Source organism: Streptomyces flaveus, from assembly GCF_014647675.1.
GTDB classification, from domain to species: domain Bacteria; phylum Actinomycetota; class Actinomycetes; order Streptomycetales; family Streptomycetaceae; genus Streptomyces; species Streptomyces flaveus.
This window is the reverse complement of sequence record NZ_BMPQ01000003.1, coordinates 285,014-311,776: the sequence shown is the minus strand read 5'-3', so window position 1 is coordinate 311,776 and position 26,763 is coordinate 285,014. Positions and strand designations below refer to the sequence as shown.

The 26,763-nt window shown below is 70.2% G+C and carries 28 protein-coding genes; 12 read left to right on the top strand and 16 right to left on the bottom strand.

The genetic code is table 11. The annotated features are described in order from the left end of the window. A partial coding sequence (locus IEZ21_RS47435) for a cysteine desulfurase/sulfurtransferase TusA family protein (RefSeq protein ID WP_246567408.1) occupies window positions 1-602 on the top strand: 602 nt, incomplete at its 5' end. 35 nt (window positions 603-637) lie between these two features. Here IEZ21_RS47435 and IEZ21_RS08130 read toward each other — a convergent pair. Continuing rightward, window positions 638-1,612: a carbohydrate kinase family protein gene (locus tag IEZ21_RS08130; protein ID WP_189321187.1), complete on the bottom strand. Its 975-nt coding sequence runs from the start codon at window positions 1,610-1,612 to the stop codon at window positions 638-640. A 143-nt stretch (window positions 1,613-1,755) separates the two neighbouring features. Here IEZ21_RS08130 and IEZ21_RS08125 point away from each other — a divergent pair, with 143 nt between their 5' ends. Both IEZ21_RS08125 and IEZ21_RS08120 read left to right on the top strand, forming a co-directional pair. Beyond that, on the top strand, window positions 1,756-1,983 hold the full coding sequence (locus IEZ21_RS08125; RefSeq protein ID WP_033325434.1) for a hypothetical protein: 228 nt from the start codon (window positions 1,756-1,758) through the stop codon (window positions 1,981-1,983). A 298-nt stretch (window positions 1,984-2,281) separates the two neighbouring features. Beyond that, window positions 2,282-3,994 carry a hypothetical protein gene (locus tag IEZ21_RS08120; protein WP_246567406.1) on the top strand — a complete coding sequence of 571 codons (1,713 nt, stop codon included), beginning with the start codon at window positions 2,282-2,284 and terminating at the stop codon, window positions 3,992-3,994. 229 nt (window positions 3,995-4,223) lie between these two features. Here IEZ21_RS08120 and IEZ21_RS08115 read toward each other — a convergent pair whose 3' ends face one another. Next, window positions 4,224-4,580 (bottom strand): HesB/IscA family protein, encoded by a 357-nt coding sequence (locus tag IEZ21_RS08115; protein ID WP_033325602.1) that lies wholly within the window; start codon window positions 4,578-4,580, stop codon window positions 4,224-4,226. 436 nt (window positions 4,581-5,016) lie between these two features. Here IEZ21_RS08115 and nadA point away from each other — a divergent pair, with 436 nt between their 5' ends. Continuing rightward, a complete protein-coding gene (gene nadA / locus IEZ21_RS08110; protein ID WP_189321186.1) occupies window positions 5,017-6,201 on the top strand; it encodes a quinolinate synthase NadA in 1,185 nt (394 codons plus the stop codon). Between the two features lie 18 nt (window positions 6,202-6,219). Here nadA and IEZ21_RS08105 read toward each other — a convergent pair whose 3' ends face one another. Continuing rightward, window positions 6,220-8,442 (bottom strand): serine/threonine-protein kinase, encoded by a 2,223-nt coding sequence (locus IEZ21_RS08105; RefSeq protein WP_189321185.1) that lies wholly within the window; start codon window positions 8,440-8,442, stop codon window positions 6,220-6,222. Between the two features lie 121 nt (window positions 8,443-8,563). Further along, window positions 8,564-8,752 carry a hypothetical protein gene (locus IEZ21_RS08100; protein WP_189321184.1) on the bottom strand — a complete coding sequence of 63 codons (189 nt, stop codon included), beginning with the start codon at window positions 8,750-8,752 and terminating at the stop codon, window positions 8,564-8,566. 71 nt (window positions 8,753-8,823) lie between these two features. On the opposite strand from IEZ21_RS08100, the gene IEZ21_RS08095 reads away from it, so the two are divergent. Further along, the gene (locus IEZ21_RS08095; RefSeq protein WP_189321183.1) at window positions 8,824-9,009 is read left to right on the top strand and encodes a hypothetical protein; all 186 of its coding nucleotides are present in this window, start codon (window positions 8,824-8,826) and stop codon (window positions 9,007-9,009) included. A gap of 82 nt (window positions 9,010-9,091) precedes the next feature. Here IEZ21_RS08095 and IEZ21_RS08090 read toward each other — a convergent pair whose 3' ends face one another. The 4 genes from IEZ21_RS08090 to IEZ21_RS08075 form a co-directional block, all read right to left on the bottom strand. Next, window positions 9,092-9,445, bottom strand: coding sequence for a helix-turn-helix domain-containing protein (locus IEZ21_RS08090; RefSeq protein WP_189321182.1), 354 nt, complete (start codon window positions 9,443-9,445; stop codon window positions 9,092-9,094). Beyond that, window positions 9,442-9,804: a type II toxin-antitoxin system RelE/ParE family toxin gene (locus IEZ21_RS08085; RefSeq protein ID WP_189321181.1), complete on the bottom strand. Its 363-nt coding sequence runs from the start codon at window positions 9,802-9,804 to the stop codon at window positions 9,442-9,444. The genes IEZ21_RS08090 and IEZ21_RS08085 overlap by 4 nt, the downstream gene beginning before the upstream one ends. 183 nt (window positions 9,805-9,987) lie before the next feature. Beyond that, complete coding sequence (locus IEZ21_RS08080; RefSeq protein ID WP_189321180.1) at window positions 9,988-10,800, bottom strand: class I SAM-dependent methyltransferase; 813 nt, start codon at window positions 10,798-10,800, stop codon at window positions 9,988-9,990. Window positions 10,801-10,943: 143 nt separating this feature from the next. Then, complete coding sequence (locus IEZ21_RS08075) at window positions 10,944-11,240, bottom strand: hypothetical protein (protein WP_189321179.1); 297 nt, start codon at window positions 11,238-11,240, stop codon at window positions 10,944-10,946. A gap of 172 nt (window positions 11,241-11,412) precedes the next feature. On the opposite strand from IEZ21_RS08075, the gene IEZ21_RS08070 reads away from it, so the two are divergent. After that, on the top strand, window positions 11,413-12,258 hold the full coding sequence (locus tag IEZ21_RS08070; protein WP_189321178.1) for a helix-turn-helix domain-containing protein: 846 nt from the start codon (window positions 11,413-11,415) through the stop codon (window positions 12,256-12,258). After that, the gene (locus tag IEZ21_RS08065) at window positions 12,237-12,434 is read left to right on the top strand and encodes a DUF397 domain-containing protein (RefSeq protein WP_189321177.1); all 198 of its coding nucleotides are present in this window, start codon (window positions 12,237-12,239) and stop codon (window positions 12,432-12,434) included. The genes IEZ21_RS08070 and IEZ21_RS08065 overlap by 22 nt, the downstream gene beginning before the upstream one ends. A gap of 47 nt (window positions 12,435-12,481) precedes the next feature. On the opposite strand, the gene IEZ21_RS08060 is transcribed toward IEZ21_RS08065, so the two are convergent. From IEZ21_RS08060 to IEZ21_RS08040, 5 genes are all read right to left on the bottom strand, one after another. After that, window positions 12,482-15,619 (bottom strand): efflux RND transporter permease subunit, encoded by a 3,138-nt coding sequence (locus tag IEZ21_RS08060; RefSeq protein ID WP_189321176.1) that lies wholly within the window; start codon window positions 15,617-15,619, stop codon window positions 12,482-12,484. 175 nt (window positions 15,620-15,794) lie between these two features. Beyond that, window positions 15,795-16,478, bottom strand: coding sequence for a response regulator (locus tag IEZ21_RS08055; RefSeq protein WP_033325451.1), 684 nt, complete (start codon window positions 16,476-16,478; stop codon window positions 15,795-15,797). Next, window positions 16,475-17,782: a sensor histidine kinase gene (locus IEZ21_RS08050; protein ID WP_189321175.1), complete on the bottom strand. Its 1,308-nt coding sequence runs from the start codon at window positions 17,780-17,782 to the stop codon at window positions 16,475-16,477. Before IEZ21_RS08050 ends, IEZ21_RS08055 begins: the two co-directional genes overlap by 4 nt. Before the next feature lie 191 nt (window positions 17,783-17,973). Beyond that, complete coding sequence (gene pspAA / locus IEZ21_RS08045; RefSeq protein ID WP_189321174.1) at window positions 17,974-18,252, bottom strand: PspA-associated protein PspAA; 279 nt, start codon at window positions 18,250-18,252, stop codon at window positions 17,974-17,976. 40 nt (window positions 18,253-18,292) lie between these two features. Beyond that, a complete protein-coding gene (locus tag IEZ21_RS08040; RefSeq protein WP_033325455.1) occupies window positions 18,293-19,099 on the bottom strand; it encodes a PspA/IM30 family protein in 807 nt (268 codons plus the stop codon). Between the two features lie 301 nt (window positions 19,100-19,400). Between IEZ21_RS08040 and IEZ21_RS08035 the strand changes: the two genes are divergently transcribed. Together IEZ21_RS08035 and IEZ21_RS08030 are read left to right on the top strand one after the other, a co-directional pair. Next, window positions 19,401-20,027, top strand: a complete 627-nt coding sequence (locus tag IEZ21_RS08035; protein WP_189321173.1) for a DUF3043 domain-containing protein — start codon at window positions 19,401-19,403, stop codon at window positions 20,025-20,027. Between the two features lie 83 nt (window positions 20,028-20,110). Then, window positions 20,111-20,812 carry a class I SAM-dependent methyltransferase gene (locus IEZ21_RS08030; RefSeq protein WP_189321172.1) on the top strand — a complete coding sequence of 234 codons (702 nt, stop codon included), beginning with the start codon at window positions 20,111-20,113 and terminating at the stop codon, window positions 20,810-20,812. A 77-nt stretch (window positions 20,813-20,889) separates the two neighbouring features. On the opposite strand, the gene IEZ21_RS08025 is transcribed toward IEZ21_RS08030, so the two are convergent. Then, window positions 20,890-21,108 (bottom strand): hypothetical protein, encoded by a 219-nt coding sequence (locus IEZ21_RS08025; RefSeq protein ID WP_189321171.1) that lies wholly within the window; start codon window positions 21,106-21,108, stop codon window positions 20,890-20,892. Between the two features lie 167 nt (window positions 21,109-21,275). Here IEZ21_RS08025 and IEZ21_RS08020 point away from each other — a divergent pair, with 167 nt between their 5' ends. After that, window positions 21,276-22,520 carry a bifunctional adenosylcobinamide kinase/adenosylcobinamide-phosphate guanylyltransferase gene (locus IEZ21_RS08020; RefSeq protein ID WP_189321170.1) on the top strand — a complete coding sequence of 415 codons (1,245 nt, stop codon included), beginning with the start codon at window positions 21,276-21,278 and terminating at the stop codon, window positions 22,518-22,520. 137 nt (window positions 22,521-22,657) lie between these two features. Here the strand turns inward: IEZ21_RS08020 and IEZ21_RS08015 are convergent, their stop codons facing one another. Continuing rightward, window positions 22,658-23,626: a class I SAM-dependent methyltransferase gene (locus tag IEZ21_RS08015; RefSeq protein WP_189321169.1), complete on the bottom strand. Its 969-nt coding sequence runs from the start codon at window positions 23,624-23,626 to the stop codon at window positions 22,658-22,660. A gap of 209 nt (window positions 23,627-23,835) precedes the next feature. On the opposite strand from IEZ21_RS08015, the gene cobT reads away from it, so the two are divergent. Continuing rightward, the gene (gene cobT / locus IEZ21_RS08010) at window positions 23,836-24,939 is read left to right on the top strand and encodes a nicotinate-nucleotide--dimethylbenzimidazole phosphoribosyltransferase (RefSeq protein WP_189321168.1); all 1,104 of its coding nucleotides are present in this window, start codon (window positions 23,836-23,838) and stop codon (window positions 24,937-24,939) included. Window positions 24,940-25,072: 133 nt separating this feature from the next. Here cobT and IEZ21_RS08005 read toward each other — a convergent pair whose 3' ends face one another. Further along, entirely contained in the window at window positions 25,073-25,822 is a 750-nt protein-coding gene (locus tag IEZ21_RS08005; protein ID WP_246567404.1) for a hypothetical protein, read from the bottom strand. A gap of 57 nt (window positions 25,823-25,879) precedes the next feature. On the opposite strand from IEZ21_RS08005, the gene IEZ21_RS08000 reads away from it, so the two are divergent. Next, entirely contained in the window at window positions 25,880-26,695 is an 816-nt protein-coding gene (locus IEZ21_RS08000; RefSeq protein ID WP_246567402.1) for an adenosylcobinamide-GDP ribazoletransferase, read from the top strand. Window positions 26,696-26,763: the final 68 nt, after the last annotated feature.

Here is a 26,763-nt window from a genome sequence, read left to right as displayed (position 1 = left end):
AGTTGACGGACCGGATCCGCGCGCGGGTGCCTGAACTGGTCCCGGACGTGGAGGTGGTGGGCGACCCGGTACACCGGCTCCCCCACCTCCTCACCTTCTCCTGTCTCTACGTCGACGGAGAGACACTGCTGCACGAGCTCGACCGCGAGGGCTTCTCGGTGTCGTCCGGTTCGTCCTGCACGAGCAGCACGCTGACGCCGAGCCATGTGCTGAAGGCGATGGAGGTACTGACGGAGGGCAACGTCCGGGTGTCGCTGCCGCTGGGCACGCCCGAGGAGGACGTGGACCGTTTCCTGCGCGTACTGCCGGCCGCGGTCTCGACGGTCCGCCAGAAACTGGGCGCCCCGGTCCACACCCCGAAGGCCCCCGCCGTCGAGGACACCCTCACCGTGGACGCCCTCGGCAGGCGCTGCCCCATCCCGGTCATCGAACTCGCGAAGGTCATCGACGACGTCCCCCTGGGCGGCACGATCCGCGTCCTTTCGGACGACGAGGCGGCCCGCCTGGACATCCCGGCGTGGTGCGCGATGCGGGGTCAAGAGTACGTCGGGGAGGAGCCGGCGGACCACGGTTCGGCTTACGTGGTCCGCCGTACGTCGTAGCCGGGCGACTGTCCGGCCAGCTGCCAGGCCGGCCGTCAGGCCAGGTGCGCCTGGACCTCCGCCGCCGCCTCATGGCCGTACGCCTTGGTGAAGCGGTCCATGAAGTGGACGCGGTGCAGCTCGTACTCCTGCGTGCCGGTGGTCTCGATGACCAGCGTGGCGAGCATGCAGCCGACCTGGGCGGCGCGCTCGTGCGAGACGCCCCAGGCCAGGCCCGAGAGGAAGCCCGCGCGGAACGCGTCGCCGACCCCGGTCGGGTCCGCCTTCACCGTCTCCTCGGCGGTGGCGACCTCGACGGTGTCCTCGCCGACGGCCTCGATGCGGACGCCGCGCGCGCCGAGGGTCGTCACGCGGTGGCCGACCTTGGCGAGGATCTCGGCGTCCGTCCAGCCGGTCTTGGACTCGATGAGCCCCTTCTCGTACTCGTTCGAGAAGAGGTACGTCGCGCCGTCCAGGAGTATCCGGATCTCCTCGCCCTCCATACGCGCGATCTGCTGGGAGAAGTCGGCCGCGAAGGGAATCCCCCGGGTCCGGCACTCCTCGGTGTGCCGGAGCATCGCCTCGGGGTCGTCCGCGCCGATGAGGACGAGGTCGAGCCCGCCGACGCGGTCGGCGACCGACTTGAGCTCGATCAGCCGGGCCTCGCTCATGGCGCCGGTGTAGAAGGAGCCGATCTGGTTGTGGTCGGCGTCCGTGGTGCAGACGAAGCGCGCGGTGTGCAGCACCTCGGAGATGCGTACGGACGCGGTGTCGACGCCGTGCCGGTCCAGCCAGGCCCGGTACTCGTCGAAGTCGCCGCCCGCGGCTCCGACCAGGATCGGCCGGGAGCCGAGCTGACCCATGCCGAAGGCGATGTTGGCGCCCACACCTCCCCTGCGTACGTCCAGTTTGTCGACCAGGAACGAGAGGGAGACCGTGTGCAGCTGGTCGCCGACCAGCTGGTCGGCGAATCGGCCGGGGAAGGTCATGAGGTGGTCGTTGGCGATGGAGCCGGTGACTGCGATACGCACGGCTAGGACACGCTCCTGCGAGAAGGGAGAGTTGACAGTTCACGCTATCGGGTCGGCTCCACAACTTCGAAAACTTCGAAGCGGGAAGAACTACCCAATAGTAGGGCTTTTGCCGTAGGCCATCCGGTGCATACGGTTCCGATATGACGAACCTCAAGATCCACGGCTCCGCTCCGCTGGGCCTCGAAGGCGGTCTCGACCTCGAGGGCGGTCTCGCGGAGCTGCGCGGCGACTGCGCCCGGATGGTGCCGCACTGGACCGCACCCGCCCGGATCACTCCCCTCCCGGTCTCCCCGTCACTCATCCACGGCGTAACGGTTCCGCCGAAGTCCGCCCGCCTGCTGGACGCGATGTCGGACTACGGGGACTGAGCGCTCCGCTGGTTAGGCGGGTTGAACACTGCGGGTTCGTTGTGGCTGGTCGCGCCCACGCGGCGGAGCCGCAAATCGATACAGCCCCGCGCCCCTGAGAGGCCTGCGGCCTCCCTAGGGGCGCGGGGCCTCCCTAAGGGCGCGATGCCGCGAACGGCTCCATGGAGGGAACCAAGCGCTCCCCCGCCGCGTCCCATGGCTGTCCCCCGTAAAGGGGAGACGGGATACGACCCTGCTGCGCCCTGCCCTGTCAGGGCTGGGTCTCATGGGACCGCGGTGCGGTAGAAGGAGCGATGCGGTGAACACCGAGCGACCCGACGACGATGCCGTCCGGGAGGAAGCCGCCCCGGACGAAACTGTCAGGGACGACGCCGCCCGGGACGAGACGGTCCGGGAGGAAGCCGCCACGGACGAGACCGTCCAGGAGGAAGCTGCCCGGGACGAACCCGTCGGGAGCGATGCCGGCCAGGACGAGGCCGGTCAGGACCAGGCCGCCCAGGACGAGGTCGTTCAGGACGAGGTCGTTCAGGACGAAGCCGTCCGGGACGAACCCGTCCGGCCGCGCCGGAGGCGTTCGGTGGCAGTCGCCGCCTCGGTCGCGGCCGCGGTGCTGCTCGTCGGAGGCGGCGGGGCGTACTTCGCCACGACCGCGTCGGGCAGCGGTGGCGTGGACGACCGGGGTGGGTCCGGTACGCCGGGAGGCGACGGCGATCCGCCGCCGCTCGCCCTGGACGGCTACACCGAGAGCGGTACGGGCGACACGACCGGCATCGCGCCCGGCGAGCCCGACCCGAACGGTACGAAGTACCGCTTCGAGGGCACGGCCCCCGACGGCCCCGACTCCGCTCCCGTGTACCGCACGAAGGGCGAGGTCACGGCCGCCGAGGTCGCCGAACTGGCGAAGGCCCTTGGCGTGGCGGGCAAGCCGACGGCTCAGGGCGAGGCCTGGAAGGTCGGGGCCGGCAAGGACGGTTCGGGACCGGGCCTTCAGGTGAGCAAGAAGGCGCCCGGCACCTGGACGTACAGCCGCTCCGTCCCCGACATCGACCCCTGCGAGAGCACCACGGTGTGCGAGAGCGGCGCGACCACCCCGGACGCCAAGGCCGACCCGGTGAGCGTGGACGCCGCGAAGAAGGCCGCCGCGCCCGTCCTGAAGGCGATCGGTCAGGACGACGCGAAGCTCGACGCGAGCCAGCTCATGGGCACGAAGCGCGTGGTGAACGCCGAGCCGAAGGTCGGCGGGCTGCCGACGTACGGCTGGACGACCGGTGTCCAGATCGGCGCGGACGGTCAAGTGGTGGGCGGCAGCGGCCAGTTGAAGGCCCCGGCGAAGGGGGACACGTACCCCGTCCTCGGCGCGGAGAAGACGCTCGACCTGCTGAACCGGTCCACGGCGGGCGACGGACGTGTGGGCATCGGCGGGTGCGCCACCCCCGTCCCCCTGGAGGGTATGGAGAATGCCCCGTGCGAGCCGTCGACCTTGAAGTTCACGCCCGCCGCGGTCGTCGAGGGTGCCACCTTCGGCCTGGCGTCGCAGTTCGTGGACGGGCGGCAGGCGCTGGTGCCGTCCTGGCTCTTCGAGGTACGGACCGATGGGGCCGAGGAGAGCTTCACGGTGACGCATCCGGCGGTCGAGCCGAGGTTCCTGACGTCTCCGGGCCAGCCGAAGGACACTCCGAGCGCAAAGCCCGGGGAGCCCGGTGACGATCCGAGCGCCGCGCCGGCCCAGCGGGACGTCAGGGTCGAGGGCTACAGCGCGGACGGCAAGAAGCTGACCGTGCGCTTCACGGGCGGCGTGTGCAGCGACTACTCGGCGTCGGCCGAGGAAACGGGCGACGCCGTGACGGTCAAGGTGACCGAGACACCGTGGAAGGACAAGGTCTGCATCATGATCGCGAAGACCTTCCACAAGACGGTGGAGCTGAAGGAGCCGCTCGGGGACCGCAAGGTCGTGAGTACGGACGGCAAGGCGCTGCCGCTGGAGAAGGACCTGCCCAAGCCGACCGAGTAGGCGCCTGCGCTCCGCTGGAAATGCGGTTCGAAGCGCAGGTCCGTCGTGGCTGGTCGCGCAGTTCCCCGCGCCCCTAAAGGACGCGGTACCGCACCGGACTTCGGCAAGTCCGCTCAGCAAGCCCGCCGCACAGGCTCTGAGCACGCGAAGGCGGCGCCCCGTTGGAGGGGGCGCCGCCTCTCTGCGTGACACGGCCTTCCGTACCGCGAGGTACGAGGCCGGGCTCGGGTCAGCTGAAGGAGTCGCCGCAGGCGCAGGAACCCGACGCGTTCGGGTTGTCGATCGTGAAGCCCTGCTTCTCGATCGTGTCCACGAAGTCGATGGAGGCGCCTCCCAGGTACGGAGCGCTCATGCGGTCGGTGACGACCTTCACACCGCCGAACTCCTTGACGACGTCTCCGTCGAGGGAGCGCTCGTCGAAGAAGAGCTGGTACCGCAGGCCGGAGCAGCCGCCGGGCTGAACGGCGACGCGCAGCGCCAGATCGTCGCGGCCTTCCTGCTCGAGCAGGCCCTTGACCTTGGCCGCGGCGGCGTCCGACAGGAGGATGCCGTCGCTCACGGTGGTGGTCTCGTCCGATACGGACATCTGCTTCTCTCCCGGGTTGTACGGAGACTGCTTGCCGACGGTTGCAACCGGCGGGGCCGCGGATTCATTCCGGGCCGAGCGCGTGTCTTTCGCTTGCTCCTTCATGCTCGCACATGCGGTCGGGACCGGAAAATGCCCTGTGGACAAGCCGCGGACCTGTGGACAACCCCCGGAAGCAGCCTTCCTGGATGGCCCTGGACCGCTCTGGACAGCCCCGGGTGTACGCCTTCGATGTACGCCTTCCCGCAACCTGCCCGTTCATCGCCTCTCACCGACTCGGAACGCGGCGGGATTCACGTCACATCGACAATATGGCCGTCGTCAAACTGACGTGAAGCGGTTATGATAGATAACGTCAATTCGACGAAAAGGCTTGTCCTGCTTGATCGTTCCAGGTGATTCAAGCGAGCCGCAGAACAGAAAGGGTGCGTGTTTAGTGACCACCGCCCAGACCCAGGAGCTCGACGTACAGCCGACGCCCCTCGCCCTGTTGCTGCTCGGCCGTGAGGCCGACCCGAGGAGCGAGCGCGGCGTCGAGTGTCCCGGTGACCTGCCCTCGCCGTCCGACCCGGACCTGGTCGAGCGCGCCCGCGCGGCAAAGGAGAAGCTCGGGGACAAGGTCTTCGTGCTCGGCCACCACTACCAGCGTGACGAGGTCATCCAGTTCGCGGATGTCACCGGAGACTCCTTCAAGCTCGCCCGGGACGCGGCGGCGCGGCCCGAGGCCGAGTACATCGTCTTCTGCGGTGTGCACTTCATGGCGGAGTCGGCGGACATCCTGACCGACGACGACCAGAAGGTCGTACTGCCGGATCTCGCCGCCGGCTGCTCCATGGCCGACATGGCGACGGCCGAGCAGGTCGCCGAGTGCTGGGACGTACTGGCCGAGGCCGGGATAGCCGAGCAGGTCGTCCCCGTCGCGTACATGAACTCGTCCGCGGACATCAAGGCGTTCACGGGCAAGCACGGCGGCACGATCTGTACGTCGTCCAATGCCAAGCGGGCCCTGGAGTGGGCCTTCGAGCAGGGCGAGAAGGTGCTCTTCCTGCCCGACCAGCACCTGGGGCGGAACACCGCGGTGCGGGACATGGGCATGTCGCTCGAGGACTGCGTCGTCTACAACCCGCACAGGCCGAACGGCGGGCTGACCGCCGAGCAGCTGCGCGACGCGAAGATGATCCTGTGGCGGGGCCACTGCTCGGTGCACGGGCGCTTCTCGCTGGAGAGCGTGGCGGACGTGCGCGCGCGGATCCCGGGCGTGAACGTCCTCGTCCACCCCGAGTGCAAGCACGAGGTCGTGGCCGCGGCGGACTACGTGGGCTCGACGGAGCACATCATCAAGACCCTGGAGGCGGCTCCGGCGGGCTCCAAGTGGGCGATCGGTACGGAGCTGAATCTCGTACGCCGCCTGGCGAACCGTTTCGCACCCGAGGGCAAGGAGATCGTCTTCCTCGACAAGACGGTCTGCTTCTGCTCGACGATGAACCGCATCGACCTGCCGCACCTGGTCTGGGCGTTGGAGTCCCTGGCCGAGGGCAACCTCGTGAACCGTATCGAGGTCGACCGGGAGACCGAGCAGTTCGCGAAGCTGGCGCTGGAGCGGATGCTGGCGCTGCCGTAGCCCTGTCCCCGGCCCCGTTCACTCCGCGGCGGGTTTCCGCTCGGGGTGGGCGGGGTCGATGGCGAAGAGGGTGCCGTTCGGAGTGGACACGACCAGCGTGCCGTCGTGGAGCAGCACCTTGGGCTGGAAGATGCCGGACGTCACCCACTCGGTGCGCGGCAACGTCTCCCACAGCACCTTTCCCCTACGGCCGTCGAGGGCCGCCACGCGCCCGCTGGCACTGGTCATGTACAGGGCTCCGGCCCGTGGGTCGTACCGTGCCTCTCCCGGTTGTTCCAGGCTGGTGCTGGTCTTCCACAGCACCTTGCCCGTACGCGCCGACACGGCGGTCACCTGACCGTTGGACGCGGTGAACCACAAGGTGGCGTCCGCCAGCGTCACGTTGTCCCCGTAGTCGTCCGCCAGTTTCGTCGAGGTGCGGGCGCCCGTCTTCGGGTCCAGCAGCAGGATCCGGAAGTAGTTCAGGTCCTCCGCGTCCATCTCCAGCAGGACCAGCCGGTCGTCGAGGGCGCCGAGGATGCCGCTGGCGGCCGGGGTCTTCAGGGTCCGCACCGAACCGTCGGTCCGGTCCACCTCCAGGAGCCGGGCGGTCGTCTGATCGGCGGCCTCGGCCGGGCTGCAGTTCGCGTACAGCCCCTCGCCGGCCGTCAGGAACGAGCAGTAGTAGCCGGCGGGCATCCGTGCGGTCCAACGCACGGCGCCCGTGCGCGGCGACCTGGCCGTCGCCTCCCGGCCGGTGTCGGAGGTCAGCACGATGTCGCCGGACAGGGCCAACTCGAGGTTCGCGTCGTTCACCGTACGGTGCCACCGCTCGGCGCCGGTCGCGATGTCGAGGGCGAAGACGTCGACCGGGTCGCTCTCGGCGGATTCGCTGGAGACGGACTGGCTCAGGAGCAGCGTGCCGTCCTGCACGCCGAGCAGCGAGGCGGAGTACATCCCGCTCCCGATACGGGACGGTACGACCTCGGCGCGCCAGACGGTCTTGCCGGTCAGGGCGTCCACGCGTACCGGAAGGATGCTCTCGCCCGCGCAGTAGACGGCGTCCTCGTGCAGCAGACAGTCGGGCTCACCCGACGTCAGACCCTCCTGCGCTCCCAACGCCTTCTCGGCGCCGAGCGGCGCCGCCTTGAACACCGTGGTCTGCCACGGCTTCCAGCCGCTCGGCGGCGCCGACCACCGCGCGGTCGCGGACGGCGAAGGGGTCGCGCCGTCGCCGCTGTCCGCCCATCCCGGCCCGAGCATCAGATAGGCCGTCAGCCCGAGGGCGAACGCCCCGACCGTGCCGGTGGCGGCCAACAGCGGGCGGACACGGCGGCTCCGGCTGCCGGGGCCGGTGGAGGTGGCCGGGTCGGTGAAGGTGCCGATGCGGGTGTCCGGCGTGGCCTGCAGCTCCTCCAGGCGCAGTGACATGGTGGCCAGGTCGCCCGCGTCGGGTTCGGGCAGGGCGGTGGCGAACTCCGCGGCCAGCTCGTCCAGTCCGGGGCGGTCCGCGGCCTCCTTGGCCAGGCAGCGCTCCAGGATCCCGCGCAGCGGCTGCCCCACCCCGTCCAGCACGGGTTCGTCATGGACCACCCGGTAGGCCGTCAGATAGGGGCTGTCGGCGTCGAAGGGCCCCCGCCCGGTCGTCGCGTAGACCAGGAGCGCCCCGAGGGAGAAGACGTCGGATGCCGGACCGACCGTGCGGGCGTCGGTCAGCTGCTCCGGGGACATGAACGGCGGGGTGCCGATCATCTGGCCGGTCTCGGTCAGGGTCTGGTTCTCCGCCGCGCGGGAGATGCCGAAGTCGATGACCCGGGGGCCGTCCTCGGCCATCATGACGTTCGCCGGCTTCAGGTCGCGGTGCACGACCCCGGCCCGGTGGATGTCGCGCAGTGCCTCCACCAGCCCGAGCGCCAGCTGCCGCAGCTCGGCGTCCCGGAGCGGGCCCCGGTCGCGGATCCGTTGCGCGAGCGAGCGGCCGGGCACGTACTGCGTCGCCATCCACGGCCGCGCCGCCTCCGGGTCGGCGTCCACGACCGGTGCCGTGAAGGCGCCGCTCACCTTGCGGACGGCCTCGATCTCCTGCCGGAACCGGGCCCGGAAGACGCCGTCCGCGGCGTACTGGGCGTGCACCACCTTGACGGCGACCTCGCGCCCCGAACGGGCTCTGCCCCGGTAGACGACCCCCATGCCCCCGGCTCCGAGCCGGTCGACCAGCTTGTACCCGCCGACCGACTTCGGGTCGTCCCTGTGCAGTGGCACCGCCCGAATCCCCTTCCCCCGTAAAGCAGTTCGAGCCCACAGGATACGTAACGGCACACAACGGCGGCCGGGCACCGAACCGTTGGGGTTGGGGACCCGGCCGCCGCCGGGGACGCTGCGGTCACACGGACGCGGGCTCCGGCCAGGGCTCGGCGATGAAGCCGCCTCCGCCCGTGATGCCCAGAGCCAGGGGGAGGACAGCGAAGATCGTTGCCAGGGCCGTCGTCAGGATGGGGCGGAGGCGGCGGCCGCCTTCCAGTACGGCCGTCGCCCGCGGCCCCTGGGGGCGCCGCAATGCGGGCTCGCCCATGTCCATCGACGTGTGTTCTCGTTTTTAGAGATGTACTTCTTAGAAGTACGGCACTAAAAATAAGGCGCCTTGTGACGCGACGTTCTCACCGCTCTATCCGCTACATCCTGGGACTCCTCACACCCCGAGGCATCGACACGAGCCATGCCCGCCCCGCCTGTTACAGCGGCATCGGCTCCACACCGGCCCTACAGGCAGCGGCCGAACGCGGCGAAGTGGTCCTCGTGGATCTGGGGCGCCTGTACGGCGGGGCGTAGACGCTCTGTCGGGCAACGCCAGCGAGGGGTGTCCCTTGACAGCGGGCGCCCCTGCGCCGTGCCGCGGCGGCAGCCCTGCGGATCAGGCGATGAGGAGAGCTGTGTAGTCGACGAAGGTTGTGCTGACGTCGCCGATGTCAGCCACCAGCCGCAGGTGCCCGCCCAGGGCCGCGATGTAGACGGCGATGGACTCGACCTGCATGCGGTCGATGTCACCGTTCTCCATGTGCGACACACGGACCTGCGAGACCCCCATTTTGTCGGCCACCTCGGCCTGGGTCAGACCGCGCTGTCGACGGAGTTCGGCCAGATGGTGCCCAAGGGTGGCCGCCTCCCGGGCCGTGCGTGCCGCAGCGATGCGTTCGGGGTCGTCGATTCCCGGGTCTGCGGAGCGCCTGGCAGCCAGCGAGGTCTCCCACCGGTAGTGCTTGCTCATTCGATCTCCTCACAGGGGGTCTCGAGATAACGGTCGTACCGTTCCTCGGCAAGCTTGATCGCATCGGGATACCAGCCCTGCCAGTTTCCCGCCTTGTCCCCGGCCACCAGCAGTAGGGCCTGCCGTTCCACATCGAACAGGAACAGGATGCGAATCTCACTCCTGCCGGACGAGCCTGGTCTCAACTCCTTGAGGTTGTGCAGTTGTGAGCCGTGGATCCGGTCCACAGCAGGCCTGCCCAGCATCGGCCCTCGATCGGCGAGCAACTCGATAGAGTCGCGCACCAGGGACGCGCTGGCGTCGTCAAGCCCGAGGAACCAGTCATGGACCTCGGGAGTGAGGATGATCTCCCAGCTCATGACCGGAACGTATAATGCCTAGATTATCAAGCGGCCCGGATCATAGCCTCGTCACCCGAACGAATGAGGCCTGGCGGCCTTTGCCTGAGCTCCCCACCATCGCGCCCTCTCCAGGCCCGCGCGGCCTCGCGAGCCCAAGGCCATCCCGTCCCAGAACTTGAAGCTTCGCCTTCATCCCTGGGCTCATTCGGCGCGCTGTCCGACACGGAGGACGCTCAGGTAACGGCGTGATACTCGGTCGCCCATCCGCGTGCGGATGCGCTCAGCGATGGCGTCGAGCAGGGGCTCACGGACGTCGCGGTCGAGCCTCCGGTACAGCGACAACGAGCGAAGGTGATCGGCAAAGCCGTCCCCGTTGAACCACTGAACGGTTGGATACCAGCGCACGATCGTTGGGCCGAACAATCCTCCCGGATCGTCGACCAGGCCCCAGCCCTCGTCGGTGGTGCGCACGTCGTCCTCCAGGGGAGGATGACCCCAGTCGGGGTTCCCGGGGCAGAACCGCTCGTGGAGATCGGCGGTCTCGGCGTACACCTCCGGCTCTCCCGATCGGCGGACAACAACGTTGCCGAGCAACGCCATCCAACCTCCGGGACGGAGCACATCGTGCGCTCGCTGCCAGCCAATCGACGGATCGATCCAGTGCCACGCCGACGCAGCCACAAGGACATCGAAGCGCGCACCGCGGTCGTCCCACTCCTCAAACGTCGACGTCTCGACTTCGATGTTGCGGAAGGCAGCGAGCCGCCTGCGAGCGAGTGCGGCCATTCCCGCGCCCTGCTCGACGGCGGTCACTGGGCACCCGAGCGCTGCCAGCGAGCGCGTCGCCTGGCCGGTACCGCACCCCACCTCAAGCACCGACGACCTTTCGCCCATGCCGGTGACAGTGACGAGATCCGCGAACAGTTCGTCGGGGTAGCTCGGCCGGACCCGGTCGTAGAGCTCCGGCACCTCGTTGAACACCTGACCGAGAGCACGTCGATCCGCGCCTGCCATCGCACCATCCTGCCGAAACTGTCACCGACGGGCCGCCCCTGGGAAGCCTACTGTTCCGAACGGAAGCTTCTCGACAGCAGCCGTGCCGGTCCATTCTGCCCGCTCCGCGACGAACTCCCGTACCCCACCTATGCTTTGAGCGGTCAGCTCTCCGGTAGCCGCGCACCCCTGCTCACCGCGATCCGCAACGCGTCCCCCAACGCTTCGGCCAGCCGTACGCCCGCGAAGTGCAACTCTCGTTTCCCCGCGCCCGGTTCGTCGAGCAGCGACTTGGCTGCGTCCAGGACGTACGCGGCCGAGCCGAGCAGCTCCGTCTCCAACTCATCCGCCATACGGGACAGTCGGCTGTCGGCGTCGTCCGTGCTGAGGTAACACGGGCGGCCGTCCGGCGTGGTCCAGGGCAGCAACCGCAAGGGGGTGCCCGTTCCTTCGCGCATCATCTTCCGTCGCTCCTCCGAACCTGGCCCTCTGCCGGGCATGACCACCGGTGATTGATTACCGTGTGTGTCGCCATCGTTGCGCTATGGCAGATTGCTTCAACAGGAGTGCCCCGTCCCGACGTTGAGATCGGGACGACAACGGCCGACAGCTGACAGCCGAGAGGCGAGACCGATGACGTTCAAGCCGCAGACCCTGACCCCGTACCTGTCCGCCCGCCACTACTTCGGCGCCGAGCAGCGCCGCCACCGCGAGAGCGCGGGCCTGTCTCTCGTACAGCTCGCGGGCATCGTGAACTCCAGCAAGAGCACGCTCGCGCGCGTCGAGACGGCGGAGTTGATGCCACCGCCGGACCTGCCGGACCGGCTGGACGCCGGGTTCGGCACGGACCGGCACTTCCACGGGCTGTACGAACTGGCCAAGCGCGAGGCGCATCCGGACCAGTACCGGCGGTTCATGGACTTCGAGGCGCAGGCGGAGGTCATCGAGAACTTCGGAGCCCAGGCTCTCCCCGGGTTGCTGCAGATCAGGGAGTACGCCGACGCCCTGCTCAGCCGCCAGGAGGACCTGACCCGGGAGCAGATCGAGGAGCGTGTCAACGCCCGCCTGTCCCGTCAAGATCGGCTGCGCTCGGCTCAACCGCCCCTGCGCTGGGCGATCATCGACGAGTCCGTGCTCCGGCGACAGGTCGGCAGCGAGGAGTGCATGTACAGACAACTGGCCTGGCTGCTCGAACAGGTGGATACTCCGGACAGCAAGGTCCAGGTGATGCCCTTCAGTGCCGGTCCACACTCGCTGATGGGCGGCGCCCTGACCCTGCTCACCCTTCCCAATGGCTCCAACGTGGCCTACGAAGAGGGCATCCAGGTCGGTCACCTCTACGAGGACCGGGACTCGGTGAAGAAGTGGCGACGACAGTACGAGGTACTGCGCGCCAACGCCCTCCCACTGGCGGCTTCGGCGGAGCTGATCCGAGACGCGATGGAGGATCACAAGCCATGCAGCACACCCCCGAGCTGAACTCCGCCCGGTGGCGCCGGAGCAGCTACAGCAACACCAACGGGGGCGAATGCGTCGAGATCACCGACGACTTCCCCGGCGTCGTCCCCGTCCGCGACAGCAAGAACCCCCACGGCCCCGTACTCCTCGTCCCAGCCGCTGCTTGGGACGAGTTCGTCAACTCCCTGAAGGCGTAACGCACGATGGTGCCCCGTACGCGAACGTACGGGGCACCATCAACCCATCAGACGCTCGCCGGCTCCGGCTCCCCGGACTCCGCCTCTGCGGAGGACCCGGACGCGGCCCCGACCTTCTTCTCCCGCTTCGCCGCGCGCTTCTTCGCCCGCCGCTCCTTGCGGAGTTCCACCATCGCGTACAGCGTCGGGACCAGCAGCAGCGTCAGCAGCGTCGATGTGATCAGGCCGCCGATCACCACTACCGCCAGCGGCTGGGCGATGAAGCCGCCCTCGCCCGTGATGCCCAGGGCCATGGGGAGGAGGGCGAAGATCGTCGCCAACGCCGTCATCAGGATCGGGCGGAGGCGGTGGCGGCCGCCCTCCAGGACGGCCTCGACCACTCCGTAGCCCTGCCTGCGGTACTGGTTGATCAGGTCGATCAGGACGATCGCGTTCGTCACCACGATGCCGATGAGCATCAGCATGCCGATCATGGCCGGTACGCCCATGGGGGTGCCCGTGGCGACCAGCAGACCGATCGCGCCCGTCGCCGCGAACGGGATCGACACCAGCAGGATCAGCGGCTGGATCAGGGACCGGAAGGTCGCCACCAGGAGCATGAAGACGATCGCGATCGCCGCGAGCATCGCGAGGCCCAGGGACGCGAACGCCTCGTCCTGGTCCTGCGAGACACCGCCGATCTCCGCCGTCGCCCCGTCGGGGAGCTTGAGCGCGTCGAGCTTCGTCGTGAGGTCCGCGCTCACCGCGCCGGTGTTCTCGCCCGTCGGCTTCGCCGTGATCGTGGCGGCGCGCTGGCCGTCGATGCGGGTCATCGAGACCGGGCCGTCGACCAGTTCCACCGTGGCGATGTCACCGAGTACCACGCCGGGGCCGAGCTGGAGTTTCTTCAGCTCGGCCAGCGTCTGGGCCGGCTTCGCCGACTTGATGACCACGTCGCGCTCGGTGTCGTCCAGGATCGCCTTGCCGCTGGGGGTACCACGTACCGCCTGGGCTACGGCGGCGCCGAGCGTCGTGTCGTTGAACCCGGCCGCGGCGGCGTCGGAGTTGGCCTTGACGGAGATCCGCGGCACGGACTGGGCGAGGTCGCTGGTCACGTCCGTGACGTCGTCGAGCCCGGCGACCGCGTCCCGCACCTCCTCCGCGGCCTCGCGCAGCACCTCGGCGTCGGCGGACTTGACGACCACGCTCAGCTCCTGGGCGCCGAAACCGTCTCCGGCCGAGATCGTCGTCGTACCGATTCCGGAGAGCTTGCCGAGCCCCTCCTCGATCCGGTCCTGGACATCGTCGTACGAGGCCGAGTCCGCGACCTTGACGGTGTACGAGGCCTGGTTGGAGTCCGTGCCCCCGCCGAACGCGGCCAGGAAGCCGGACGAGCCGACCGTGACCTGGTAGTCCTCGACGCCCTTCACACCGTCGAGCAGCTGCTCGACCTTCTTGGCCTGGGCGTCGGTCGCGGCCAGGCTGGTGCCGGGCTTCAACTCCTGCTTGACGGTGAGGACTTCCTGCTCGCCCTGGTCGAAGAAGTTGGTCTTCAGCAGGGGCGCCATGGCGAACGTACCGATGAGGACGACGATCGCGATCGCCACGCTGGTGAGGCGGCGCCGGGTGGCGAACCGCAGGACAGGCACGTACGAGCGCTGGAGCCTGCTGCGGGCCTCCTTCTCCTCGGCCTTGCGGCGTGCTTCGTCGGCGTCCGCGGGCGTGCCCTTGGGGGCGCGCAGGAACCAGTACGAGAGCACCGGTACGACCGTCAGCGAGACGAGGAGCGAGGCCAGCAGCGCCGCCGTCACCGTCAGACTGAACGAGCCGAACAGCTCGCCGACCATGCCGCCGGTCAGGCCGATGGGGAGGAAAACGGCGACCGTCGTGAGAGTGGAGGACGTGACCGCGCCCGCGACCTCCCGTACCGCCTTGAGGATCGCCTCCTGGCGCTCCTCGCCGTAGCCGAGGTGCCGCTTGATGTTCTCCAGGACCACGATCGAGTCGTCGACGACGCGGCCGATCGCGATCGTCAGGGCGCCCAGCGTCAGCATGTTGAGCGAGAGGTCCCGGGTCCACAGGACGATCAGCGCGAGGACGACCGACAGCGGGATCGAGACCGCGGTGACGAGGGTCGAGCGGACCGAGGCCAGGAAGACCAGGATGATCACGACCGCGAACAGCAGGCCGAGCGCGCCCTCGGTCGTCAGGCCCGAGATGGACTTGGAGACCGCCGGGCCCTGATCGCTGACCACGGTGATCGTCGAGCCGGAGCCGAGATCCTTCCGCAGGTCGGGCAGCTTGTCCTGGACGGCGTCGGAGATGGCGACCGCGCTGCCGTCGTGGTCCATCGTCAGCGCCACGGAGAGGCTGGGCTTCCCGTCGGTGCGGGTGATGGACTGCGCCGTGGCAGGCTGCTCCTCGACCGTGGCGATGTCCCCGAGGCGTACGGGCTTCTTGACGCCCTCCCCGGTGACCATCAGGTCCTGGATCTGCTTGAGCGAGGTGAAGCCGCCACCGACCTGGACGGTGCGGTTGCTGCCGTCCTCGTCGAAGGAGCCGGCCGGTACGGTCGCGCCGCCTGCCTGAAGTGCCTGGCCGAGGACGGCAGGGTTGACCCCCGCGCGCGCCATCTCGGCGTCGTCCGGTGTGACGGTGACCTCGAGGTCCCGTACGCCGTCGACCGTGACCTGGCCGACGCCGTCGATGTCGCGCAGCTCGGGCACGACCGTGCGGTCGAGCTGGTCCGAGAGGGCCTGCTGGTCCTTGTCGGAGGTGACGGCGAGCACGACGGTCGGGATGTCGTCCGTGGAACCGGCGACGACCTGCGGGTCCACATCGTCCGGGAGCTGGACGCGGGCGCGGTTGACGGCCTGCTGGACGTCGGCGACGAGTTGCTCGGTGTTGTTGCCGTAGTCGAAGGACGCCATGATCAGGGCGTTGCCCTCGCTGGCGGTGGAGGTGACGCCGGAGATGCCGTCGACGCCTTCGAGGTTGTCCTCGATGGGCTCGACGACCTGCTTCTCGACGACGTCGGGGGACGCGCCCTGGTACGGCGCGAGCACCGACACCATGGGAAGTTCGATGGTGGGCAGCAGCTGCTGCTTGAGCTGCGGGATCGCGATCGCTCCGAAAGCTAACGCGACGATCGACATCAGCCCGATCAGGGCCCGTTGCGCGAGGCTGAACCTGGACAGCCAGGACATGGGTGGCGGATCTCTCTTCTGTGGCTGGGGGTGGCTGTGTGTGCTGGAGCGGCATGAAGGGCACAAGTGAGCGCCCACCCCTACACCCTGAGCCACCGTCGAGAGCCGATCCGTCGCTCCCAGGTCCCGTTCCTTATCCGGCCCCTACTGCGGGCGCAGTACGGGCGGACGGGGCTCACTCCACCCTTGGACGTACCAGCCCCGACTCGTAGGCGATGACGACCAGTTGGGCCCGGTCGCGGGCGCCCAGCTTGGCCATGGCGCGGTTGACGTGGGTCTTCACGGTGAGCGGGCTGACCTCGAGGCGTTCGGCGATCTCGTCGTTCGAGTGGCCGCCCGCGACCTGGACGAGAACCTCGCGTTCCCGTCCGGTCAGCGCCGCGAGACGTTCGGCTCGGGCGGGGTCCCGGTCGTCGTCCGCTCCGTCGCCCTGCGCGAGGAACTTGGCGATCAGCCCCTTGGTGGCCACCGGCGACAGCAGCGCCTCACCGCTCGCCGCGACCCGGATGGCGTTGAGCAACTCATCCGGCTCGGCCCCCTTGCCGAGGAAGCCGGAGGCCCCGGCCCGCAGGGACTGCACCACGTACTCGTCGACCTCGAAGGTCGTCAGCATGACCACGCGTACGTGCGTGAGGCCGGGGTCGGCGCTGATCAGCCGGGTGGCGGCGAGGCCGTCCGTGCCGGGCATGCGGATGTCCATCAGGACGACGTCGGCCCGCTCCTCGCGCGCGAGCCGCACCGCCTCGGCACCGTCCGAGGCCTCGCCGACGACCTCCATGTCGGGCTCGGAGTCGACCAGCACGCGGAACGCGCTCCGCAGCAGGGCCTGGTCGTCGGCGAGCAGGACGCGGATGGTCATGCGGGGTCCCCCGTGGGTGCCGTTCTCCTGGATGCCGCAGTCGTCGACGGCACGTTCGCCGAGGCGGTGCCTCTGGTCGTGCCCCCGGCCTTGTCGGCGGTGCGGCTCTTGACCGGCAGGATCGCATGGACGCGGAAGCCGCCTCCGTAGCGGGGTCCGGCGGTGCAGCTGCCGCCGAGCGCGGAGACCCGCTCGCGCATTCCGAGCAGCCCGTGCCCGCCGTTCTTGTCCTGCCGGGCCTCCGCGTCGTCGCCTGGCCCGTTGTCCAGCACGGTGATCTCCACGTTCGGCCCCACGCGTACGACGCTGACCTCGGCCTTCGCCTCCGTACCCGCGTGCTTGCGCACATTGGTGAGGGCTTCCTGGATGATCCGGTACGCGGCCAGGTCGACGGCGGCGGGCAGGGCGGTGCCCTGGTCGGTGCGGGCCACCTCGACGGGCAGACCCGCGCTGCGGAAGGTGCCGACGAGTTCCTCGAGCCGGTTCAGCCCCGGGGCCGGTTCGGTGGGTGCCTCGGGGTCGCCGGACTGCCTCAACAGGCCGACGGTGGCGCGGAGTTCGTTGAGCGCGGAGCGGCTGGCCTCGCGTACGTGGGCGAGGGCTTCCTTGGCCTGGTCGGGGCGCTTGTCCATGACGTGGGCGGCGACTCCGGCCTGGACGTTGACGAGCGCGATGTGGTGGGCGACGACGTCGTGCAGATCCCGGGCGATGCGGAGGCGTTCCTCGGCGACGCGGCGGCGGGCCTCTTCCTCACGGGTGCGTTCGGCGCGTTCGGCGCGCTCCCTTATGGCGTGCACGAAGGCGCGGCGGCTGCGGACCGCGTCGCCCGCGGCTGCGGCCATGCCGGTCCAGGCGAAGATGCCGAGGTTCTCCTGCTCGTACCAGGGCATGGAGCCGGCGAGCATCGCGACGCCCGTCAGGACAGTCATGGTGAGCGGTCCGACCCGCCAGGTGGTGGATCGGTCGGTCGCCGACGCCACGGTGTAGAGGGCGACGACGGCGGACATGACGACCGGGGTCCGCGGATCGCCACTGGCCAGCTCCAGGAGGGAGAGGGCGCCTGTCACCGCGAGCACCGGCAGGGGGGCGCGACGGCGGAAGACCAGGGTGATGGCGGCCAGCGTCATCAGGGTGAGGCCCAGCGCGTCGGGTGTCTGCGTGCCCCAGGTCTTGCCGTGGTCGCGCTCGTCCGGGGCGACGAACGACCCGACGATCATGCACGCCAGTACGGCTGCCGCCAGCGCGCCGTCCACTGCCAGCGGGTGGGTCCGCAGCCAGTTGCCGGTGCGCTTGATTGTGGTCACGCGTTTACCGTACGGGGCCACTGCGTGGGGCGGAACGGCTGGTGGCGGTAACCGGGGGTTGAGCTGGGCGCCTACGGGGGTGGTGGGTTCGGGTTTGCAGCGAGTGCGGGTTCGTTGTGGCTTGTCGCGCAGTTCCCCGCGCCCCTGACGGGGCTGCGCCCCGCCCGCGTTCGAAGGCGCCCGAGTTTTCGTCAGCCCGGGATCAAGCCGTCCTCGGTCAGCATTTCCCGGACTTCCTCCAGTGTTGCGTCCGGGGACGGGAGGATCAGTTCCGAGGGTTCGAGGGCGTCGTCGGGAAGTGGGGTGCCCAGGCGGCGTACCGCTGCGAGGAGGGCTCCCAGCGTGCGCCGGAAGCCCTCTTCGTCGCCGGACTCCATTTCCGCGAGGAGCTCGTCGTCCAGCTTGTTCAGTTCGGTGAAGTGGGCGTTGTCCAGCCTCACCTGTCCCTCCCCCATGATCCGTACGATCACGACGCCCTCCTCAAGGCGTGGGACTGCTACGGCGTGGGACTCACTGCTTGTCGAAGCGCGGAGTGTCCCGCGGCTGGTCCTGTGACTGGGACTGGTCCTGGGACTGGCCCGTACCGCCCTCGATCGCCTGCTGCTGCGACGAGGGGCCGGCCAGCTCGGCCTTCATGCGCTGGAGCTCCAGCTCCACGTCCGTGCCGCCGGACAGCCGGTCCAGCTCGCTCTGGATGTCGTCCTTCTGCAGCCCGGACGAGTCGTCGAGGGCACCGGAGGCGAGCAGTTCGTCGATGGCGCCGGCCCGCGCCTGGAGCTGCGCCGTCTTGTCCTCGGCGCGCTGTATGGCCATGCCGACGTCGCCCATCTCCTCGGAGATGCCGGAGAAGGCCTCGCCGATCCGGGTCTGCGCCTGGGCGGCGGTGTACGTGGCCTTGATGGTCTCCTTCTTCGTACGGAAGGCATCGACCTTGGCCTGTAGCCGCTGGGCGGCGAGCGTGAGCTTCTCCTCCTCTCCCTGGAGGGTCTGGTGCTGCGTCTCCAGGTCCGTGACCTGCTGCTGGAGCGCGGCACGGCGCGACAGCGCCTCACGCGCCAGATCCTCCCGACCGAGGGCGAGGGCCTTGCGGCCCTGGTCCTCCAGCTTCGAGGACTGGCTCTGGAGCTGGTTCAGCTGCAACTCCAGGCGCTTGCGGGAGGTCGCCACGTCGGCGACTCCGCGGCGCACCTTCTGCAGCAGCTCCAGCTGCTTCTGGTACGAGTAGTCGAGGGTTTCGCGCGGGTCCTCGGCCCGGTCAAGGGCCTTGTTCGCCTTCGCGCGGAAGATCATCCCCATACGCTTCATGACACCGCTCATGGGCTTCGCGCGCCCCCTTCTGACGGACTTCCAGCTCCAGCGACTGCAACAGAACCCACGGTACGGGCTCTGCATCTATTACCGCACTGTTCGGGGACGGATGCGCTCATCCCCAAGGACGACTGTGGTCGGCACCGCTCCGGCGTAGGGAGTAGGTGCCTCCCAGGGTTAGGTACGGGACAACTTCGGGATTGCCTCAGGCGCACTGGGGGCGAACCGTCGGCGACGCCCTCTCTGTGTCCCCCCTGTGCCCCTACAGACGACCGGTGTTGCCGGATCGTTCCCCGCAGGACTGTGGTCCATGCCTGCGAACCCCTTACCCTTGGGTTTTGTGTTCCGAAGCCGTGCCAAGGAAGAGAAGGCCCTCGCCGACAAGGCGCAGGTGACCGACTCCAAGCAGCCCCGCGACCCGCAGGCCCCCAAGGGTCGCCCCACGCCCAAGCGCAGTGAGGCCCAGTCCCAGCGCCGCAGTGTCGCCAGTACTCCGACGAACCGCAAGGAGGCGGCCAAGCGACAGCGCGAAGACCGCCGCGCGGCGTTGGCGAAGCAGCGCGAAGCGCTGGCCAGCGGTGACGAGCGCTATCTGCCCGCCCGTGACAAGGGCCCGGTGCGGAAGTACGCGCGCAACTTCGTCGACTCGCGGTTCTGCGTCGCCGAGTTCTTCCTGCCGATGGCTGTGGTCATCCTCGTACTGAGCATGGTCCAGATACCGCAGCTGCAGAACATCGCTCTGCTGCTGTGGCTCTTCGTCATCGTGATGATCGTGGTCGACTCGATCGGCATCGCGATCCGCTTGAAGAAGCAGCTGAACGAGCGCCACCCGGACGAGCCCAAGCGCGGCGCGGTCGCCTACGCGCTGATGCGCAGCCTCCAGATGCGTCGCCTCCGGCTGCCGAAGCCGCAGGTCAAGCGCGGAGAGCGGCCCTGAGCGCGGCAGCTTTCGCGGGGGGTGCGGCGGATGCCTGGCTGAGCAAGCTGGGCGGCCTGCGCGATGTCGTACGCCAGGAGCTGGTGGCCCGGCAGCTCGACGAGCAGATAGCCGGGCGGTTCCCCGTGGGGCAGCGGCTGCGGGTGCTCGACGTGGGCATGGGCCAGGGCACCCAGGCGCTCCGCCTGGCGCGGGCCGGGCACAAGGTCACCGGCCTCGAGCAGGACCCGAAGATGGTCGCCACGGCCCGCGAGGCGCTCGCCGCCGAGCCGGAGGGGATACGCAGCCGGGTGCGGCTCTTCGAGGGGGACGGGCGGGAGACCGGCGTCCACTTCCTGCCGGGCAGTTTCGATGTGGTGCTGTGCCACGGCGTGCTCATGTACGTCGAGGAACCCGACGCCCTGGTCGCAGGCCTGGCCCGGATGCTGGCCCCCGGCGGACTGCTGTCGCTGCTCGTACGGAACGGGGACGCCCTCGCCATGCGGGCGGGCCTCGCCGGTGACTGGCCCGGTGCGCTGGCCGCGTTCGGCACCAGCGCCTATACGAACCGGCTCGGCCTCGACGTACGCGCGGACCGGCTCGACACGCTCACCGGCACGCTGGCCGGGATCGGGGCGCCGTTGCACACCTGGTACGGGGTGCGGATCTTCACGGATCTGGCCGCGGACGACGCGCCCGTTCCGGACGATGTGGAAGCGCTGCTGGCCGCCGAGGAGCGGGCCGGGCGGACGGATCCATACCGGGGAGTCGCGGCCTTGCTGCACCTGTGCGGGGTGCGGGGCTGAGCCCCTGAAGCTTCAGTGGCCGCGACCGTGCGTACGGTCGCGGCCACTGTGCCTGTTGCGATACATCTGCGATACGTCTACTCCGAAGAAGCCTCGGCGTGCAGGCTCATCGGGCCGTAGATCTCCGTCGCGTCCTCGAACAGCCGTACCTGGTCCGCTCCCCCCTCGGCCAGCGCCTTCCAGTGCTCACCGATCCAGGACTCGGCGTCTCCCTGCGTGGTGAACTCCTCGGGCTGTACCGCGGGCTGGACCTCCGCCCCGTCGGCCTTCTCGAACCGCCACGTCCATGCCGCCATGTCGCCTCCCAAGTACCGAACCAGTACCGAACCAGTACCGAGCAAGATCGGGTTGCGTCCCAGACTAGGCGCTCCGCCGCAGGTTCGGGGTTCGCGCGTCCAAAGGGTGCGTCCCTAAAGGGGCCCCTGTCGCGCAGGCGGTAGGTCGAGGCGGAAAAATCACCCCCGTGGAACTCACTCTGCTCGGGACCGGTGCTCCCGATGGTCTGCCCCGCCCCGGTTGTCCCTGTGCGGCCTGCGCGGCTGCGCTCGGGCGGGAGGCGCGGGCTGCCACCGCCGCTCTCGTCGACGGCACGTTGTTGCTCGACCTCACTCCAGGGGCGGCGTTCGCGGCTGCTCGGGTGGGGCGGTCGCTCGGTGGTGTGCGGCAGGTGTTGTTGTCGCATCCGCATGACGGGCCGGCGGTCGAGGTGCCCGCGGGGCTGCCGCAGCCCGGACGGGTGCCGGACGGGCGGGAGTTGGCGCTGCTCACCGGGCATCGGGTGCGGGCGGTGCCGCTGGACGCGCCCGGGACGGGGTACGCGGTGACCGGGCCCGACGGGCAGCGGCTGCTGTATCTGCCGCCGGGCGCGGCACCCTCGGGGCTCGATGGTGGGGGTCCCCCCGCTCGAGCGAAGCCGAGAGTGGGGGAGGACACGGCGGACGAGTCGTACGACATGGTCGTCACCGATGTCCTCGGGCGGCCGGACGCGCTGGCCCGGTTGCGCGCGGCCGGGGCCGTCGGACCCACGACCGACGTGATCGCGGTCCATGTCGGCCACGATGTGCCGCCGGGCCCGGAACTGCACAGGCGGCTCGCGGCGGCGGGCGCGCGGGCGGTGCCGGACGGGACGACGCTGATCGTGGGCGTGTACGAGGACGTGCCCGACGTACCGCGCCGGACGCTGGTCCTCGGCGGGGCGCGGTCCGGGAAGTCCGTGGAGGCGGAGCGGCGTCTGGAGGCCTTCCCGGATGTGCTGTACGTGGCGACCGGTGGTGCCCGCGACGGTGACGGCGAGTGGGCGGCGCGGGTGAGCGCCCATCGTGAGCGGCGCCCCGCGTCCTGGCGTACCGCCGAGACCTGCGATCTCGTACCGCTCCTGAAGGAGGACGGGCCGCCGCTGCTGATCGACTGTCTGTCGCTGTGGCTGACGGACGCGATGGACTCCGTCGACGCCTGGGACGACGACGAGTGGGCCGGCGGCGGCGAACCCGCCCTGCGGGCCCGGGTCGAGGAGCTGACGGCCGCGGTCCGCGAGACCCGCCGCACTGTCGTGGCCGTCTCGAACGAGGTCGGGTCCGGGATCGTCCCGGCCACGCCTTCGGGCCGCCGCTATCGCGATGAACTGGGGCGGTTGAACGCGGGGTTCGCGGCGGAGTGCGAGCACGTGTTGTTGGTGGTGGCGGGGCAGGCGGTGTCGCTGCGGGGGTGAGGGCCGCGGAGGGGCCGGGATCGGGGGGCCGCGGAGCGGCCGGATTCGGGGATCGCGGAGCGATCAAGACGGGCGGGCGGGTGGGAAAAACGTCGCGGAGCGGCGGGGAGAACAGGACCGCGGAGCGGTCAAAGGGCTCAGCGCCGCGCAAGCACGCGGTACGAGTTGGAGAAGCGGGTGCGGCGCAGCAGCGGGGCCAGGGCACGGTCCAGGGCGAACGGAACGGCCAGCACAGGAGCAAACCCTCGCCCCGCCAAGCGCAGCGCCACCGCTCCGGTGAGGTCGTACGGGACATGCGGTGCCCGCCGGTCGACGGAGACGACCGTGCAGCCGAGCCCGTCCAGCTCGCCCAGCAGATTGCGCAGCGGCACGAGGTGCAGATGCCGCGGCTGCCCGTACGACAGCCACCACTTGCCGAGCAGCGCGCCGAACGCGCAGTCGGGGTCCGGGACTTCGACCAGCAGATGCCCGCCGGGCCGCAGCACGGCGAGCGCGGCGCGCAGCTCCTCGCGCGGGTCGGGGCTGTGTTCCAGGTGGTGGAGCATGCTCACCACGTCGTAGCGGGCCCGCAGCCGCTCGACGAGGCCGGGCAGCCGGCCGCGGTGCGCCTCCTCGATGCGGCCCAGCGCCCGCGCCCTCTCGACGCGTGCGCTGGGGTCGGTCCCGTCGAAGGCCGTGTACGGGTGCACCTCCCTGGCGGCGGCCGGGAACCGGCCGTATCCGGTGCCGACGTCCAGCCAGCTCTCGGGCTCGCCGTACGGGAGCATCGCGCGGGCCACGGCCAGGTGGCGTCCGCGTCCGGCCCGGGTGCGGAGGATGCGTAGGGGCAGGGTCTCGTGAGGGAAGTCCCGGTGGTGGAAGGCCAGGCCCTGGGCGGTGAGGCGGGGGTTCTGGAAGGTGTGGCCGCAGTCCTCGCACACGTCGAGGACGAAGGTGCCGGGCTTGCGCTGGAGCAGGTCCGGCGTACGCAGCCGGGTGCGCAGCCGCCGTGAGCCGCACCAGGGGCAGTCGGGCCTGCGGGGCTCGCGGAACTTGTCGGGATCCAGGGCGAGTTCGCGGGGATACGCGATGCGGCGCGTGGCACTGGTCTGCGGTGTGGGGGGCATGAGCGGCTCCTGCCAAGAACGACGCGGTACGACCCGTAAGACCCGTACGGCAATTCACTGCAAACCGGAACGTAGGGGATCACCCTCACCGATGCAATGACGTAGTGGAGTCGTTGCTTCACCTGCCGTGACAGGGTGCTGACGGGGGCCTTGTCGCGTGGGCGGCCCGTCCAAGGTCGGGTGCGGCCTCTGCCGGTACTGTTCGGCGAATGAGCTCGCTTAATCTCGACGACTTCACCGACCTGATCGAGCGCCCCGACGGCGGGATGCGCCGGGACGCCGAGGCGCGCCGGGAGCGGCAGATCGTGCCGCCCGGGTCCCTCGGGCGTCTCGACGAACTGGGTGAGTGGCTGGCGGCCGCGCAGTCGGCCGTGCCGGTGCGGGCGATCGAGCGTCCGCGTGTGCTGTTGTTCGCGGGTGACCACGGGGTTGCCGAACTCGGTGTCTCCGCCCGGCCGCCCGGCAGCGCCGACCAGCTGGTGCGGGCCGTGCTCGACGGCGCGAGCCCCGCGACGGTGCTGGCCCGGCGGCTCGGCGTGCCCGTACGCGTGATCGACATGGCGCTCGACTGCGAGCCGGAGACGCTGCCCGACGAGGTCGTACGGCATCGGGTGCGGCGTGGCTCCGGGCGGATCGACGTGGAGGACGCGCTGACCATCGAGGAGGCGGAGGCGGCGTTCCGCGCGGGGGTCGCCCTCGCGGACGCGGAGGCGGACTCCGGGACCGATCTGGTTGTCCTCGGCGATGTGAGCGTCGGCGGGACGACGGCCGCGGCCGTACTGATCGCCGCGCTGTGCGGGACCGACGCCTCCGTGGTCACCGGGCGCGGCGGGCGCACGATCGACGACCTGGCCTGGATGCGCAAGTGCGCGGCCGTACGGGACGCGCTGCGGCGGGCCCGGCCCGTACTCGGGGACCAGTTGCAGCTGCTCGCGACGGTGGGCGGCGCCGACCTCGCGGCGATGACCGGTTTCCTGCTGCAGAGCGCGGTCCGCAAGACTCCGGTGATCCTCGACGGCGTCGTCTCCGCCGCCTGCGCGCTGGTCGGGCAGCGGGTCGCCTTCCGTGCCCCCGACTGGTGGCTCGCGGGCCAGAACAGCGGGGAGCCCGCGCAGGCGAAGGCCCTCGACCGTATGGCTCTCGAGCCGCTGCTGGACCACGGGGTCACGGTCGGCGAGGGCGCGGGGGCGCTGCTTGCCCTTCCCTTGGTCCAGGCTGCGGCTGCGCTGGCCGCTGAGCTTCCGGAGATGCCGGAGGCGGAGGAGCCGAAGGGCTCGGAAGACCCGGAGGAGTCCGAGAGCTCCGTTGGGTAAGGCAGTTTTCAAGCTGCGGGTTCGTTGTGGCTGGTCGCGCAGTTCCCCGCGCCCCTGACGGGGCGCTGTCGCGCCCGCGCGGCGGAGCCGCACATCGATACAGCCCCGCGCCCCTGAGAGGCCTGCGGCCTCCCTAGGGGCGCGGGGTCGGGTCCGGTCTGCCGCCGATCAAGTCCTCCAGTCGGCGGCGGGGGCCGGACCAGCGGCGGTCGTGGCGGTAGGCGCGCAGGCTTGATCTGGCGCGGGCGCGCGGGCGGCGGCGGTAGAAGCGTTTGGCCCACGGGGAGCCGGGGCGGGCGAGGCGGACGGCGCCGATCAGGGCGACGAGCGGGACGATCACGCCGAAGATCGCGAGGCGGGCCTTGCCTTTGCTGAGGGCGAGCAGGGCGATGAGGAAGTTGCCCGCCACGCTGCTGATGACGGCGCCGCGGTCCTGCAGTTCCTCCTCGCTGAGGTCGTTGACGCCGAACGGCACGAAGCCGAGGAGGACCAGGCCTCCCAGCGCCGTCGTGATCGCCACGACCTCGACGCTCTTGCGGCCCTGCTCGCTCCAGTAGACGTCGTCGAGATGCAGGATCAGCGCGAACTCGTCGAGCACCAGGCCCACGCCCATCCCGAAGAGCACCGCGCTCACCATCGTGCCGAAGCCGTGCCCTCCGCCCGCCACCGAGCCGAAGCCGCCGACGACGGTCAGGATCACTCCGGGGACGACGTGGTGGATGTGCACGCCGCCGGTCTTGACGTTGCCGAACGGGCCCTTGCCCGCGCGGATGAGCCGGGTGATGACCCGCGTGATCACGAACGTGAGCACGAACGAGGCGAGCGCCAGCAGCAGTGGCAGCTTCCCCGGCTCGAGAATGTTCCGGTACCACCAGTCACCCATGGACCCATCCTGCGACCGGATCCGGCCCGCTGCCTGCTGTGCCGTACCCTGCCGCCCGTGTCCAAGCCCGAGAACGAGCCCGCGCCCGAGCCCGCCGCGAATCCCTGGCCGGACGGCCTCCGCTTCGCCTTCGGCACCCTCACCGTGCTCCCCGTGCCGGTGTCCCGCTGGGACCGCGAGGCCGCCCGTACGGGCATGCTCTGCGCGTCCGTCGCGGGTCTGGTCGTCGGCCTGTGCGCGGCCCTGACGGGCTGGCTGTTCCTGCTCCTGGGCGCCGGCCCGCTGCTCGCCGCCGTGGCCACCACCGCGGTACCCGCCGTGCTCACGCGCGGCCTCCATCTCGACGGGCTTGCCGACACGGCGGACGGGCTTGGCAGCGGCCGACCCGCCGCGGACGCGTTGCGCATCATGAAGCAGTCGGACATCGGGCCGTTCGGCGTCATCACCCTGCTCTTCGTGCTGCTGGCGCAGGTGGCCGCGCTCTCCCAGGCGTACGGGGCCTCCTGGACCGGCGGGGTGTACGCGACCGTCGTCTCGGCGACCGTCGCGCGGCTTGCGCTCACCCTGGGCTCCCGCGCGGGGGTGCCGGCGGCTCGGCCCGAGGGCCTGGGGGCGGCGGTCGCCGAGACAGTTCCCCTGCGGGGGGCGCTGCTCGTGGTGGCCGTCGTCACGGCCATCGGCGCGCTCCTGGGAGCGTACGACGGGATGTACGGCGTCGTGCGCGGCGTGTTCGCCGTACTCGTCGCCTGCGCAGCGGCCGAGTTCCTGCTGCGGCATTGTGTCCGCAGGTTCGGTGGGGTCACGGGTGACGTGTTCGGCGCACTCGCGGAGACGGCGGCGACGACGGCGCTGGTCGTTCTGGTCCTGAGCTGAGGGGGTTTCTCGCCCCCGCCGCCCCTACCCGTCCCATCCCGGGGCCAGCCCCGGACCCCGCGTCCTCA